The 14,160-nt window shown below is 38.4% G+C and carries 15 protein-coding genes; 11 read left to right on the top strand and 4 right to left on the bottom strand.

Annotated elements, in window-relative coordinates; all coding sequences use genetic code 11:
- Positions 1–780: an ABC transporter ATP-binding protein gene (locus E4N74_RS07935; protein ID WP_044977478.1), complete on the top strand. Its 780-nt coding sequence runs from the start codon at positions 1–3 to the stop codon at positions 778–780.
- Here the strand turns inward: E4N74_RS07935 and E4N74_RS07930 are convergent.
- Complete coding sequence (locus E4N74_RS07930; protein WP_255817186.1) at positions 777–1,598, bottom strand: leucine-rich repeat domain-containing protein; 822 nt, start codon at positions 1,596–1,598, stop codon at positions 777–779. The genes E4N74_RS07935 and E4N74_RS07930 overlap by 4 nt on opposite strands.
- Positions 1,599–1,947: 349 nt before the next feature.
- Here E4N74_RS07930 and E4N74_RS07925 point away from each other — a divergent pair, with 349 nt between their 5' ends.
- From E4N74_RS07925 to E4N74_RS07880, 10 genes are all read left to right on the top strand, one after another.
- Positions 1,948–3,552: an ATP-binding protein gene (locus E4N74_RS07925; RefSeq protein WP_255817185.1), complete on the top strand. Its 1,605-nt coding sequence runs from the start codon at positions 1,948–1,950 to the stop codon at positions 3,550–3,552.
- Positions 3,553–3,685: 133 nt separating this feature from the next.
- A complete protein-coding gene (locus E4N74_RS07920) occupies positions 3,686–4,516 on the top strand; it encodes an Mrp/NBP35 family ATP-binding protein (protein ID WP_044977475.1) in 831 nt (276 codons plus the stop codon).
- A gap of 15 nt (positions 4,517–4,531) precedes the next feature.
- Positions 4,532–5,917 carry a DNA repair protein RadA gene (gene radA / locus E4N74_RS07915; protein ID WP_255817184.1) on the top strand — a complete coding sequence of 462 codons (1,386 nt, stop codon included), beginning with the start codon at positions 4,532–4,534 and terminating at the stop codon, positions 5,915–5,917.
- A gap of 228 nt (positions 5,918–6,145) precedes the next feature.
- Positions 6,146–6,313: a hypothetical protein gene (locus E4N74_RS07910; protein ID WP_255817183.1), complete on the top strand. Its 168-nt coding sequence runs from the start codon at positions 6,146–6,148 to the stop codon at positions 6,311–6,313.
- A gap of 333 nt (positions 6,314–6,646) precedes the next feature.
- Complete coding sequence (locus tag E4N74_RS07905; RefSeq protein WP_255817182.1) at positions 6,647–7,384, top strand: DUF4469 domain-containing protein; 738 nt, start codon at positions 6,647–6,649, stop codon at positions 7,382–7,384.
- 129 nt (positions 7,385–7,513) lie between these two features.
- Positions 7,514–7,810, top strand: a complete 297-nt coding sequence (locus E4N74_RS07900) for a hypothetical protein (RefSeq protein ID WP_255817181.1) — start codon at positions 7,514–7,516, stop codon at positions 7,808–7,810.
- A gap of 1 nt (position 7,811) precedes the next feature.
- A complete protein-coding gene (locus tag E4N74_RS07895; protein WP_255817180.1) occupies positions 7,812–8,291 on the top strand; it encodes a hypothetical protein in 480 nt (159 codons plus the stop codon).
- A gap of 1 nt (position 8,292) precedes the next feature.
- Positions 8,293–8,820, top strand: a complete 528-nt coding sequence (locus E4N74_RS07890) for a hypothetical protein (RefSeq protein ID WP_044977464.1) — start codon at positions 8,293–8,295, stop codon at positions 8,818–8,820.
- A 17-nt stretch (positions 8,821–8,837) separates the two neighbouring features.
- Positions 8,838–9,443, top strand: a complete 606-nt coding sequence (locus tag E4N74_RS07885; RefSeq protein WP_044977463.1) for a DUF2628 domain-containing protein — start codon at positions 8,838–8,840, stop codon at positions 9,441–9,443.
- Positions 9,444–9,609: 166 nt separating this feature from the next.
- Complete coding sequence (locus tag E4N74_RS07880; RefSeq protein ID WP_255817179.1) at positions 9,610–10,287, top strand: metallophosphoesterase family protein; 678 nt, start codon at positions 9,610–9,612, stop codon at positions 10,285–10,287.
- On the opposite strand, the gene rsmG is transcribed toward E4N74_RS07880, so the two are convergent.
- From rsmG to cydC, 3 genes are all read right to left on the bottom strand, one after another.
- Complete coding sequence (gene rsmG / locus E4N74_RS07875) at positions 10,284–11,033, bottom strand: 16S rRNA (guanine(527)-N(7))-methyltransferase RsmG (protein ID WP_255817178.1); 750 nt, start codon at positions 11,031–11,033, stop codon at positions 10,284–10,286. The genes E4N74_RS07880 and rsmG overlap by 4 nt on opposite strands.
- 17 nt (positions 11,034–11,050) lie before the next feature.
- The gene (locus tag E4N74_RS07870; RefSeq protein ID WP_255817177.1) at positions 11,051–12,424 is read right to left on the bottom strand and encodes an aldehyde dehydrogenase; all 1,374 of its coding nucleotides are present in this window, start codon (positions 12,422–12,424) and stop codon (positions 11,051–11,053) included.
- A gap of 68 nt (positions 12,425–12,492) precedes the next feature.
- The gene (cydC, locus tag E4N74_RS07865) at positions 12,493–14,160 is read right to left on the bottom strand and encodes a thiol reductant ABC exporter subunit CydC (protein WP_255817176.1); all 1,668 of its coding nucleotides are present in this window, start codon (positions 14,158–14,160) and stop codon (positions 12,493–12,495) included.

Here is a 14,160-nt window from a genome sequence, read left to right as displayed (position 1 = left end):
ATGGATTATCCTTTAGTAGATGTAAAATCGGTTTATGCGGGATATTCAAAAATTCCTGTTTTAAAAGATATTTCCTTTTCTGTTTTAAAAGGAGAGAGCCTTTGTATTTTAGGGCCTAACGGCTGCGGAAAGACGACTCTCTTAAAAACTCTTGCCGGTCTTATCGGTTATTCTGGCGAAATTCTTTTAAACGGTCAAAACTTAAAAAATATCAAGCGTAAGGATATAGCAAAAAAAATAGCTGTTTTAAGCCAAGTTTCTTCAATATATTTTTCATATTCCGTTTATGACACCGTTATGATGGGAAGATATGTTCACAGAGAAGGCGGCTCTTTTCTTTCCGTTTCAAAAAAAGACAGGGCCTATGTCGAAAAATGTTTAAGGGCTGTTGACATTTGGGAGTTGCGTGAAAAGAAAATAGATGAACTTTCAGGCGGACAGCTTCAGCGGGTTTACTTGGCGCGTACTCTTGCCCAAGAACCCGATCTTATCTTACTCGATGAACCTACAAATCATCTGGACTTAAAAGCCCAAACCGAACTTATTCTTTTTTTAAAAGAGGTTTGCAAAAAAGAAGATAAAACCGTCATAGGTGTATTCCACGATATAAATTTGACCCTTCAATTTGCCGATAAACTTATTTTTTTAAAAGACGGTACAATACAAGCCTCAGGAAAAAAAGATGAGATTTTAAACAGAGAAATTTTACAATCCGTTTACGGAATGGATGTAGCCGAATGGATGAAAAATTCTTTTAATTTATGGCTTACGGTTTTTTAGGTTGCAGGTAAACGGTTCCCTGATGAATTTAAATATTGTAAATCATGCAATTCTTCCGTGTTAAGCTCGGTAAGCATATTTGAACTGCAATCAAGGCTTTGCAAATGTAGTGTGTTTGTTAAATTAAGTTTTGTTAACAAATTTTTACTGCACCACAGATGTTCCAATGCCGTTAATCCGGTTAAGTCCAGTTCGGTAAGTTTATTTTTTTCACAATTTAAACTGGTCAAATTTTTCAGTTCGGTTAAATTGAGTTTATTTAACAAATTGCTACCGCACCAAAGGTATTCAAGTGAAGTTAAGCCTTCAAGGTTTAACACTTCAAGTTTATTGTTATTACAACCAAGCCGTTTTAAAGAAGACATATTTGGTAAGTTTAAATCTGTAATTAAATTTGCAGAGCACCATAAAAATTCCAAAGCCGGTAAATCGGCAACATCCAAACTTGAAAGCCTATTATATCTGCATGCAAGTACTTTTAAGTTATTTAAGCCTTTAATGTTTAATTCGGTAAGGTCATTACCGCTGCAATTAAGTTTTTCTAAGTTTTTTAGACCCAGCACGTTTAAACTTTTAATTTGGTTCCCATAGGTATAAGGGTTACCACCGCAGTTAAATTCAATAATATTACCTCTTAAAATTATTAAAGAAGATTTAACACTTAAAGTTGATTCAGTTCCGCTTTCAATTATAGTTTCTGCACAGCCCTCGACCTCTACACAGGAGTTATCTGCCGTTTCAACATAAACCGTAATTGTTTTCTTTTCGGAGTCGATTACAAAAGAAGTGCCTCCGTCAATAATAGTACTTGTTTCCATAAAGTTTCTCCTTTACTTGCATATAATAAGCTGTATGTAAAATAAATTATTGAAATGGTTGAATGGACATGTCGTCAGACAGGTCGTCAGACAGGTCGTCAGACGTGCATATATATATATATATATATATATATATAATATATATATATATATATATGAAGAAAGTTGTTTGTTTTTGTGTGTTTCTAAAAATTTGACTGCCATTTTGATAAAACATCTTGAGCCTCACAACTTTCGAGAGTATATCATATCCTAAAATACAATGCAAGTGATCTTGTAAAAATCTAACAATGTTTTTAAAGATGTCCTTTAGATTGTCAATTTCTTTTTTTTCTGTTATACTATGTTTATGAGTAAGATTAGAAAAATGCCGATAGGTGTTCAAAGTTTTGAGGTTCTACGTAAAGAAAATTTTATTTATGTAGATAAAACAGAACTTATTTGGAAATTAGTAAACGAAAGCCGAGTCCACTTTTTAAGCCGTCCGCGCCGTTTCGGGAAAAGCCTTTTACTTTCTACACTAAAAGCCTACTTTCTAGGTCAAAAAGAACTCTTTAAAGGCTTAGCCATAGAGAAATTTGAAGAAGCCGAAAAGAAAAAGCGAGAAATCTGGCAGGAATATCCCGTGCTCTATTTGGATTTTAACACAGGCATTTACGATACAAAGGAAGGCCTTTTAAATAGATTAAATTCCTTTTTGCAGGAATATGAAAAAATATATGGAAGTACGGGGCTTGATCTGCCCGACCGCTTTCAAAATTTGATAAAGGCTGCCTACGAAAAAACCGGCAGGCAAGCTGTTATTCTCATCGATGAATATGATAAGCCCCTTCTTCAAACGATGTGGAAAGATGAGGCCTTAAACGAAACCTACCGCACAATCCTTAAAGGCTTTTTCGGAGTTATAAAAAGTGCAGACCAGTACCTCCGCTTTGCATTTTTAACCGGAGTTACAAAATTCAGCAAGATCAGCATATTCAGCGATTTAAACAACTTAAGGGATTTGAGTTTATTGTCGGATTATTCGGCTATCTGCGGTATCTCGCAAGAAGAACTTGAAGCCGATTTTAAACCTGAAATTAAAAATCTTGCAGAAAAAAATAACTTGACTTATGATGAAGCTCTTGCAAAATTAAAGCAGAGATATGATGGCTATAAATTTTCTGAAACCGGAACGAATATGTATAATCCATTCAGCTTGCTAAATGTTTTTGCTGACGGAAGAATGCGTGACTACTGGTTTGCGACAGGTACTCCGACCTTTTTGGTAGAATACTTAAAAAAGGCTTATTACAATATTCCCGACCTTGACGGAAATATTCAGCTTGATGAGCAGGGTCTTAATGAGTATAGAGCTGATCCTATTCTCCCTCTGCCAATATTGTTTCAATCCGGATATTTGACAATCAAAGACTATAATGACTTTGCGGGTCTTTACCGTTTGGGATTTCCTAACGATGAGGTGCGTTACGGTTTTTTACATAACCTTATGCCCGCCTACACTTCGATAAGGGCTGACAAAACAGGGCTTTCGATTTGGGAATTCTACGAGCAGATTGAGGCGGGAGATGTAGACGGGTTTATGCAAAAGATGAAGGGAATAATATCGGGCATTCCTTATGATAACTTAACCGAAAAAGATTTAGTCTTACGTGAACAAAATTATCAGACAGCGGTTTATCTTGTGTTCGCTCTTATGAACCAGTTTGTGCACACTGAAGTTCATTGTGCAACCGGACGGGCCGACTGCATTGTTGAATTTAAAGATAAAGTTTATATTTTTGAATTTAAGCTGACTTCAAATGAAACGGCAGAGAATGCCATTAAGCAAATCAAAGAAAAAGGCTATGCAGACAAGTACTCGGGAAGAGGTAAAAAAATAATTGCAATCGGTTCTAGTTTTGACGAAGAAAAACGGACTATCAAGGACTGGAAGACTGAGGCTATAATTTAAGTGCGGCAATTACTTCATACTCAATTTTTAGGTCAACGTTTTACGCCTACTTGAAGTCTTTTCAAATTGAATGTATAGTAATTATTAATATATTGAGTATGCTTCCCAATAAATTTTTATCGTGAGAGAGAGTATGAGTCAAACGTGTAATCATGAATGTGAAGGTTGTAATTTAACTTGCAATGAAAGAACTGCTGCGCCGAACAGTTTTATTGAGCGTCCTAATAAACTAAGCAGCATTAAAAAAGTTATCGCAATTATAAGCGGGAAGGGCGGGGTAGGAAAATCTCTTATTACTTCCTTGTCTGCGGTACAATCCCAAAAAAAAGGCTATCAATGTGCAATCCTTGATGCCGATATTACAGGGCCGTCAATTCCTAAGGCCTTCGGAATATCCGAAACTGTCGTAGGAAACGATTCAGGTATTTTCCCTGCAAAGACTAAAACAGGGATTGACATTATGTCGGTTAATTTGCTTCTTGAAAACGAAACCGATCCTGTTATATGGAGGGGGCCTGTAATTGCCGGAACTGTAAAACAATTTTGGACGGATGTTATTTGGAAGGACATTGATTTTATGTTTATCGATATGCCTCCCGGAACCGGCGATGTTCCTCTCACCGTTTTTCAATCCATACCTGTAGACGGTATTATTGTGGCGACTTCTCCTCAAGAACTTGTTTCAATGATAGTTGCCAAGGCTGTCAATATGGCAAAAAAGATGAACATACCCATAATCGGTTTGGTTGAAAACTTTTCGTATTTTACTTGTCCCGATAACGGAAAAGATTATCATATTTTCGGAGAAAGCGGCATTGATGAAATAGCCTTAGAGTACGGCATTCCGGTTCTTGCAAAACTTCCCATTGATCCTGAAATTGCAAAGGCTTGCGATAAAGGCAAAATAGAAGATGTTGATGCACCATGGTTCAATCCTATTGTTGAATGTATCGCAAAACTTTAATTTTAAGGAAGGCTTATGGCAAAAAAGAAAACAGGAGACCTTGCACACCGCTGCAACAACTGCGGTTACACTCAAGCCCGCTGGCTAGGCCGATGTCCCGAATGCGGCGAATGGAATACCTTTGAAGAGGTTACAATTAATCAAGATTATTCCGCAACCGAAAGAAGCATTGCAGAAAAATTTGTAAAAGAAGCTCATTCCGTTCCTCTTGATGCTATTGAAGCAAATGATGCCGTCCGCCTTTCTACTGGGATTGCGGAATTTGACCGGGTACTGGGAGGAGGTGCCGTAAAGCGTTCGGCAATCTTGATCGGAGGAGAGCCGGGCATAGGAAAATCGACACTGCTCTTACAAGCCGCTTCGGCCTCTTCTTTGGGTTCCGTAAAAAAGGTTCTGTATGTTTCGGGAGAAGAATCGGGCGGGCAAATCCGTTCCCGTGCCGACAGACTGAATCTTCCTTTAAAAAATATTGAACTTTTATGTACTTGCAGGTTGGAAGATGTAGAGAGGGTTTTAAACAAGGTAAATCCCGTTTTTGTCATAATCGATTCCATTCAAACTATGTATTCCGCAGATGCCGGAGCCGTTCCGGGGACTATAAATCAGTTAAAGCTATGTGCTCACGAGCTTGTATCTTGGGTTAAAGAGAGGGACAGCGTTTTGTTTTTAACTGCCCATGTAACAAAGGACGGAAACATAGCGGGGCCTAAGGTTCTCGAACACCTCGTGGATACGGTCATTTCTTTTGAGAGGACAGAAGACGATGTGCGTTTTTTGCGTGCCCTGAAAAACCGGTTCGGCTCGGTTGACGAGCTTGGAATTTTCTCGATGGATGAAAGCGGGTTAAAAGCTATAGATGACCCCTCTTCATTATTTATTACCAATCGGACTGGGCCTCTGCCTGCGGGTTCCGCTGCCGTTCCCGTCTGCGAGGGGAGCCGTGTTTTTATGGTAGAAATACAGGCTCTTACGGTTCCTGCCAAGGGTGCGGTTACAAGAGTTTTTTCGGACAAGATAGATTCCGCCCGCGTCAGCCGCATCGCCGCCGTTTTAGAAAAAAGGATAGGCTTACAATTTTCGGATCAGGATATTTATGTAAATGTTGCAGGAGGCATAAGGCTTAAAGAACCCGCCGCCGACCTCGCCATAGCACTTGCTCTTTATTCCGCCCGTGCAAATATACCTGCACAAAAAGAAGGAGCCTACATTGGCGAGTTGAGCTTGGCAGGAGAAATCCGAAGCGTCAAAAAATTAAAGCAAAGAATCAAAACCGCCCAAAGCATGGGCTTTACAAAAGTCGTGTCGCCTCCTCCTTCCGATTCCGAAGCCGGAGACATAAACACCTCGCAGCTTTTTAAAGCGGAAGATTTAAGCTCGGCAATCAAAAAGGTGTTTGGGTAATTTTGTGCGTGAGCAGAATTTATCTTAATCTTGTTTCTTTAGATTTTTTTGAAAGTAAATCAACAACCCCGACGCAAGCGTCGGGGTTGTTGATTGGTTCATGATTTGGTATTGTAATTGGGTTGATCTATAATTATATATGCTTGTATATTTGATGTCAATATAAAATTTTACATGAACCATTCAAACGGTTGATATTTGTGTAGAAACGTGTTACACTGTATAGTAATGATAGATAAACGCACCGACAGCAGTTACAATCATTCTCACGAAAAAAGTGTAAAAAGTTTTGAAAAAGCTCTTGACATAAAACAGCGTATCGGGCAAAATTCACAGCTTCACAGCTTCACAGCTTCACAGCTTCACAGCTTCACAGCTTCACAGCCTCGCAGCTGAGGCCTTATCATGCCTAAATGAAATTTTCACAATAAAGACCAATTACTCAAATCATGCCCAAAGACAACCTGTCAGTCAAATACCGGCTTTCTGTCCTTGGGCTTTTTTTATATATTCGGATGTTGAAAAGCCTATTAAGGCCTTTCAACTCACGCCAACATCCCCGAACATCTTGTTCAGAAAAATGGGGTTCTTAGGGGCAAAGCCCATAAGCCGCATTTTTCTTTTTTCGGGTTATAGGGGTGCTTCTTTCTTTTGTCGGAAAAAAGAAAAAAAGCACCCCTAACCGGGGGATTTTTAAGGGGGCACCCCCTTAAACTACAGGAGGAAGATATGGCTAAAAAGAAATTTGTTTGGGAGGTGTATCTTAGACCGAACACCTTGACCAAAGACAACGACAGAGACTGCATAGCGGATGTTCATGCACACGCTGCTACGCAGAGAAATGAGGACATTGCGGAAATAATTACCAAAGAACGCTCGGAATTCCGCAAGGAAACAATTATCAATATTCTCAACATGAGGGATAAGGCTGTAAAAGACCTTATCCAAGAAGGTTTGAGTTTTATGGATGGTCTTGTACAAATCAGCCCGCGTGTATCGGGCGTATGGGAGACGGAAAATTCTTCTTACGATGAAAAAGTACACAAGCGTACCGTAGACCTTGTGCCGACAACCGACTTGCGTACCGCTCTTGATGCAATCGGCGTAAAGGTACTCGGAGCAAAAGAAGAAACTGCCCGCATTACCGAAATAACCGATACCGCAACGGGCTTAAAAGACGGCACTCTCACAATCGGCGATGATATTATAATCGAGGGAAGCAAAATCAAGGTAGACGAAATCGATCCGGCTCAAGGTGTATTTTTTAAAGCCGCAGACGGCACCGAATACAAGACTAACCGCCGGTTGTCGGTTAATAACCCTAGCCAAATTATCGCACGCGTGCCTAAAGAAGTACCGGAAGGAAAGGTAGAAGTAATGGTGCGGACTAAATTCAGCACCGGCAATAAAACCCTTTTGCAAATACGCGAAATAGTATACGGCTATCCTTGCAAGGCAAAGGCATAGAAATTTTAGGAAAGGCCTTTTCCCCGCTAAGGGAACGGGCTATTCCCCGTACAGGGAAGCCCTCTTTCCCCGAGCGGGGAAGCCTATCTTCCCTTAACGGGGAACAACAGATATTTTAAGGAGAAAATTATGGATGATATATTGGATGAATTTAAAGAATACTTGGTAAAACAAGGTTATAAGGAATTTACACCGAGCGGTAAGCCGAGCACTGTATATGATTATGCAGGACGTATAAAAACAATATGCACTCGGGAAGGTATAAACACTGCAAAAGTGCTTATCAATAGAATAGATGAACTGGAACAGAAGTATGGAGAAACAGGTTCCGAAGCTGCATTCGGTAGAAAAAGTCATAACTCTTGTATCAATGCAATCCGCAGGTTTAACGAATTTGTAAAATCAAATAAATTAGGAGAAAAATAACATGAAAAACTTAAAGAAGATTATAACTGTTTGTATTTTTTTATTTGTACAAAGTTTAGTTTTTGCACAAATGGCTAATATGCAACTAATCGAGGGTAATTATGAAGAAGGTTTTTACTATGTTGAAAAAAACCGCTATTTGGAAAATCCTAAAGAATGCTATCCGCCCGATCAAAAACTTTATATTATAAGTTTTAATACGGGAGCAGGTCCTTTTAGATATTATTATTTTTTTGATAACGAAAAACAGGCTATTTTAGCATGGCATGTAGTTCGTACCGGAGCTGGGTATCCTTTCGGCTCAACCGATGAATGTAAATTTTGTTATGAGATAAGAAAAGAATATATTTATACTTTTGATAGTTTTGCATTCGACTATTGCTTTACAGGAGAGGCAAGTAATTTTAAGGATATATTTTCATGCCGCCGTTTTAAAGGCAAGTATCAAGATTCCCGTAAGGCGATGTCAGGAGACTTTTAATATGAAAAAAAGCATTTTAATTTTAGTATTTTGCCTAATAGGCTTGTTGTGTTTTGCTCAAGAAGACGGAACCTCGCCTATGTACTATTGGGAGTACACCAGCCCCGTAACCTTAAACGGTAAAAAATTTTATGGTTCAGAAGCCGACTGGGGCAATAATAGTAGTTTTGCCGATTCCTATAGGGAGCAGGACGGCTATGCTCTTGTTTTAGGGCGTAAACTTCACTACTGGCTTTATGATACAATAACATATCACAATGGAAATGCTTCAGACATATATGATAGAGTTATTCCGAATTGGGTAGAACGGCTTGGCTATGTTATTGATTTTGATAATATTCGTGTTAACAATAACAATACGGCTTTAGCAAATTCCGTTAAAGCCTTAATGAAACAGCGGGGCTGTGATATAAGTGTTACGCTTTGTACAAGCACTAATTGGGATACCAATGTAGATTTTGTAATAATAAATGAATATCTTACAAATAAAAAACAGTATAAAATAACTATTTACTATTTGTATAAATAGGAGATGTGAGAAATACTATGAAAACTTTTAGTGTTTATGTTCATCCTCATGGTGAGGATATTCAAGCCGTAAAAAACGGCTGGTCATGGCCTGCTTTTTTACTGGGTGAGTTTTGGGCTTTTTATAAAAATTTATTTTTAGCCGCCATTATAGCTATAATTATTGATTTTATACTCATTCATGATTATTATTATGATTATTATATTATCGACAACTCATATCTTTTTGCTATGTCGATAATAAGTGCAATAGTTTTCGGTTTACAAGGAAACGGCTGGGTAAAGGAAAGATTGAGAAAACAGGGGTATGTCTACAAAGGTTCTGTTCCGGCAGCAGATGCTGATACCGCAATACTAAAATACCAATCCATCAGAAACAAAAAACAACAAAAAGCCGCATTCACAGAAAACCCTGCAAACAGTCCCGAACCCGAAAAAGACCCTGCCTGTGCTGCAAAACCGGAAATCGTTCAGGACGAAATATTGGAAGAAGTAAGTATTCCTCAACCTGATGATGAGGCCGATTTTAAAACCTGCCCTTATTGCGGCGAGAAAATACGGAAAGTTGCTATCTTATGCAGGTACTGTCATAGTAAGTTATCGGATCAATGTATAGATAGTTGATTGTTATACTACATATCTTTTACTCCATATACCATTTCCCCAAAATAATGTATAATTGGTCTAGCCTAAAAATCTAATTCGATTTTTAGGCTAGACTGTCGAGTTTTCATAAGTCTTTAAGACTTATGAAAAACATCGCAAACAGATTTAGGAGGGTTTAATACTTATGAAGTTATTGATTATTTCGGACGGGCATGGGGATCTTGAAAAACTAAAAAGGATAAAACCTGTTGCCGATGGGGTTGATGCCCTTATTTTCGGAGGGGACTTTGCTGCTTTTAAAAAGATTGAAACGGGGGCTCCTTTTTTAAACGAGCTTTTAAAGACTCATAAAAATATTTTTGCCGTGTTGGGGAATTGCGATGCTCCTGAGTTTGAAAAAAAATTAAAAGATGCCGGTGTTTCGATTACGGGCGAGGTAAAAAATTTTGAAGGGCTTATCTTTGCTGGTTCCGGGGGCGGAAGTAAATTTACAGGAATGACTCCTTACGAAAGAACCGATGAAGAGCTTGTAAAAGACTTAACCGATGCCTTTGAAAAAGCAAATATTACCGAAGCCGGTAACTTGGTTTTGGTTTGTCATAATCCTCCGCATGGGGCTAAGGTCGATAAGGTGGCTCCCATGGTGCATGTGGGCTCAAAGGGTATCACTGCCTTTATCGAAAAGCATAAGCCTCTTTTGGTTGTGTCGGGGCATATTCACGAGTCCTTTGCAGTCGATAAAATCGGCGAAACCGTTTTAGTAAATCCCGGTGCCCTGATGGAAGGCCGCTATGCTCTTGCCGAGATTACAAAAAACGAAAAGGGCTTTGAAGTTTCGGTAGAATTAAAAACCTTAGATTAAGGTTTTTCGATTATGAGAAGGTGCCTTTCTTTTTTTAAAAAAGGAACATCAAGTTTTTCTATTTTATAGTTTAGCCCTTCTTTTTTGATAAGCTCCGTCTCTTCATTTATTTTTTCTTCCATGGCCTTGTATAAAAATAATTTACCCTTAGGCTTTGCAAGATTTAAAAGGGTGTTTAGGATGTGCTTATCCAAGGTGCGGAAGGCTCTGCAAGTTACAATATCAAATTTATTTTGAGGGGCTTTTTCGGCTTCGCTTTCGATAATCTCGGTGTTATTTAATTGGAGAACAGCCTTGATGTTTTCTAAAAATGTGCATCGCTTTTGCATTCTTTCGATTAAAGAAAGTTTTACATCTAAATTGCCTAAAGAAATAAAGAGAGCTGCAAGGGGAATCCCGGGAAAGCCGGCTCCGGTTCCGGCATCGGCAATGTAAAAAGGTTCTTTTGTAATGAGGTCTTCATTATCATTTTTGCTTGCGGTTTTGCTTTCAGTATTTTTGATTTCGTTATAAAAAAAATGCCATGCCGAAAGGGAATCTAAAACATGAGAGACGATTAATTCTTCATCGTCCTTAACCTTTACCAAGTTAAATGAGGCGTTAAACATTTTAAGCTCTCTCATATAAATGTTTAAAAGTTTAGAAAGCTCATTATGAGCCTTTTCGTTTATGCCTAATTCTTTTAAGCCCTTTAGTAGAATACCATCTGATAAAAGGCTCTTTGATAAAAGTTTATCGGTGTCCATTTCTTAAAGCCTATTTTCTACATCATCTTGTTTATTATATTTAATTTTTTTTCTGAATAGGGATGATAGCGGAGCTTGATGTCGATGAGGTTTGATTTTTTTAGGATGCTTTTTGCATTGCTGAAAACTTTAAAGCTTTCGTCTCCGTGGTATTTTCCTATGCCGCTAAAGCCGACTCCTCCGAAGGGAAGGTGATCGCTTGCCAAGTGGACTATCGTATCGTTGATACAGCCGCCCCCGAAAGAAACCTCATTTAAGAATTTCTTCTCTATATTTGAGTCGGTTGTAAAAAGATAAGAGGCTAATGGCTTTTCGCGGGATTTAATCAGCTTAATTGCTTCTTCTATTGTCTTAAAACTTATTACGGGAAGGATCGGCCCGAAAATTTCTTCCTGCATTATTTTGGAATCAAAGGTGATATTATCCAAAACCGTGGGCTCAATAAATTTTCTGTTTTTTTCTCCATTGCTGCCCGTGATTATTTTTTCTCCTTCAATTAAACCCATGAGGCGGTCAAAATGTTTTTCGTTTACGATGTGTGGAAGGTGCATGTCCAAATAGGTTTCCGTGGGGAAAAATTCTTTTAAAGCCTCTTTTAATTCTTCGATAAATTTTTCTTTTACCTCATCTTGAATTAAAAGATAATCGGGGGCTACGCAGGTTTGTCCGGCGTTAAGGTATTTTCCGAAAGCTATTCGGCGGGCTGCAACTTTTAAGTTTGCCGATTTTTCGACTACGCAGGGAGACTTTCCGCCGAGCTCCAAGGTTACAGGGGTTACATATTTAGCCGCCGCTTCCATTACGAGTTTGCCGACAGTTGTTCCGCCCGTAAAAAAGATGTAGTCAAAACGCTGCTCCAAAAGTTTTGAGTTTTCTTCCCGCCCTCCGGTAATTACCGATATATATTCCAGCGGAAAGTTTTCGGAGATTATTTTTTTTATAACCTCCGATGTCGCAGGCGAATAATTTGAAGGCTTTACAACGGCACAGTTTCCTGCAGCAATGGCCCCGACCAAGGGAGCTAGGGTTAAATTTAAAGGATAGTTCCACGGCGACATGATGAGCACGGTGCCGAAGGGCTCATACATTATTTTGCTTGAGCTTTTAAAATGAGCAATCGAGGTCGGAACCCTTTTAGGTTTAATCCATTTTTTTAAGTGCTTTATTGCAAATTTAAGTTCTCCGCGTACGATAGCAAATTCCGAAAAGAAGCCTTCCATTTCGGTTTTGTGTAAGTCGGAATAAAGGGCATTTAAAAGTTCTTTTTTGTTTTGGTTTAAAACTTCCTGTAATTTTAATAATTGAGAAATCCTAAACTCATAGCTTTTTGTTTTATTTGTTTCAAAAAAAATCCTGCAATTTTTTACGATTGTTTCTATATCTTGATTCATTATGTGCTCCGGCAATGTTTTGTCGAAGCATTATACATATAAACCGAATAAAATTCAAGGCTGAAATTTTAAACTATTTTTCCGTTTTCGATTTTTATAACCCTGTCCGCCTCTTTTATTGTAGAAGGACGATGGGCAATCGTTATTATGGTTTTATTTTTGCGGATATTATTTAGGGCTTGCCGGAAGAGTGCTTCGCTTTCACTATCCAAATTGGAAACGGCTTCGTCCATCAGTAATATGGGAGAATTTTTTAAGACGGCGCGCGCTATAGCAATTCTTTGTTTTTCTCCGCCTGAGAGCTGAACACCCCGCTCACCGACATTGGTATCGTAGCCTTGTTCCAGCCTTTTAATAAAGCCGTCAGCCATCGCAACCTTAGCAGCTTGTTTAATTTCTTCATCGCTTGCATCGGGACAGGCAAGGGAAATGTTTTCTTTTATGGTTTTGTTAAAGAGATAAACATCCTGCGGTACATAGGCGATTATATCCCTCAGGGAATTTTGGTGTATGTCTTTTATGTTTTTTCCGTCAATATAAATTGCTCCGCTGTCAGGTTCGTAAAAGCGCATAAGCAAATTCGCTATTGTAGATTTTCCCGCTCCCGATTCACCCGTAAGAGCAATGCTTTCGCCGGCCTTAACCGTAAAATTAACTCCGTGCAAAACTTCGGTATCTTTTTCGTAAGAAAATTTTACATCTTTAAATTCTATGTTTCCCTTAACCGAATATTTGTTTTGCGGAATATATGGCACTCTGTCTTTAACGGCCGGTTCTTCTTCTAATATATCCAAAATTCTTTTTGCCGCTCCATTTGAAATATTCATAGCTCCTGCCGTAACCGAAACGCTCATTATAGGCACAAAGGCAAAAAGAGAAAATATTATAACAACCGAAACCATTTCAGGTTTTAACGAGCCTGCAATTACTTCCGAATGAGCAAGTAATATTGTTGAAATTAGAACGGCGGAGGTAATTAAGTTTATTACTAAACTGTGTAAGCCCTTAAATCTTCCGTCCCTTATTTCTTTTTTATTTAAGCGTAAGGTATCGGCGGCAACCTTTTCAATGTATTTTTTTTCTTTGCCGAAAATTAAAATCTCACGTAAACCTTGAACCGTATCTACAGCTTCGGCATTTACCTCAGCCAAACCGTCTCGTATCTCTTCTCCGATTTTTTTTGTAATAGGATTAAAAAAATACGGAACGGCTGCAACAAGAATACAGGCGGCAAAAACGGCTGCGCTTATTTTAAATGAAAGAAAACTTAATGCAGCAAGATAAAGAACAGTGCAGACAAATGCAATTATGTAAGAGCCTGCGGTATGAGCATAAAAAACTTCGGTGGCTTCAACATCTTCGACAAACACAGAGGTAATACTTCCGCTTCTTTTTTTGCCTGTGGATTGCGGTGCTGTTTTGGAAATCGAATCATATAAAAGGTTTCTTATTTTTTCGATTACACCGTATGAAACCAAATGACATTCGTACATTTCCAAAAAGGCAAAAAGTCCTTTGCCGATAATAAAAATAATCAGCGGTATAAAAAGATAAAGTATTTTTCCTGTGCTCATTTTAAACAGAGCCGCTGAAGCTATATATGCGCCCGTTAAGACGGTGAGCAAAGCAAAAACACTATTAAATATTCCGTAAATAATCGAAATAATAAATTCTTTTTTATAAAAGCTTATGTATTTGGTCATTTTTATAAGCGGTTTATATTTTTCTTTAAACAT

It is taken from the genome of Treponema putidum, assembly GCF_024401155.1.
GTDB lineage: Bacteria > Spirochaetota > Spirochaetia > Treponematales > Treponemataceae > Treponema_B > Treponema_B putidum.
Note: the sequence above shows the minus strand (reverse complement) of the source record. Positions and strands in the feature narration are given on the sequence as shown.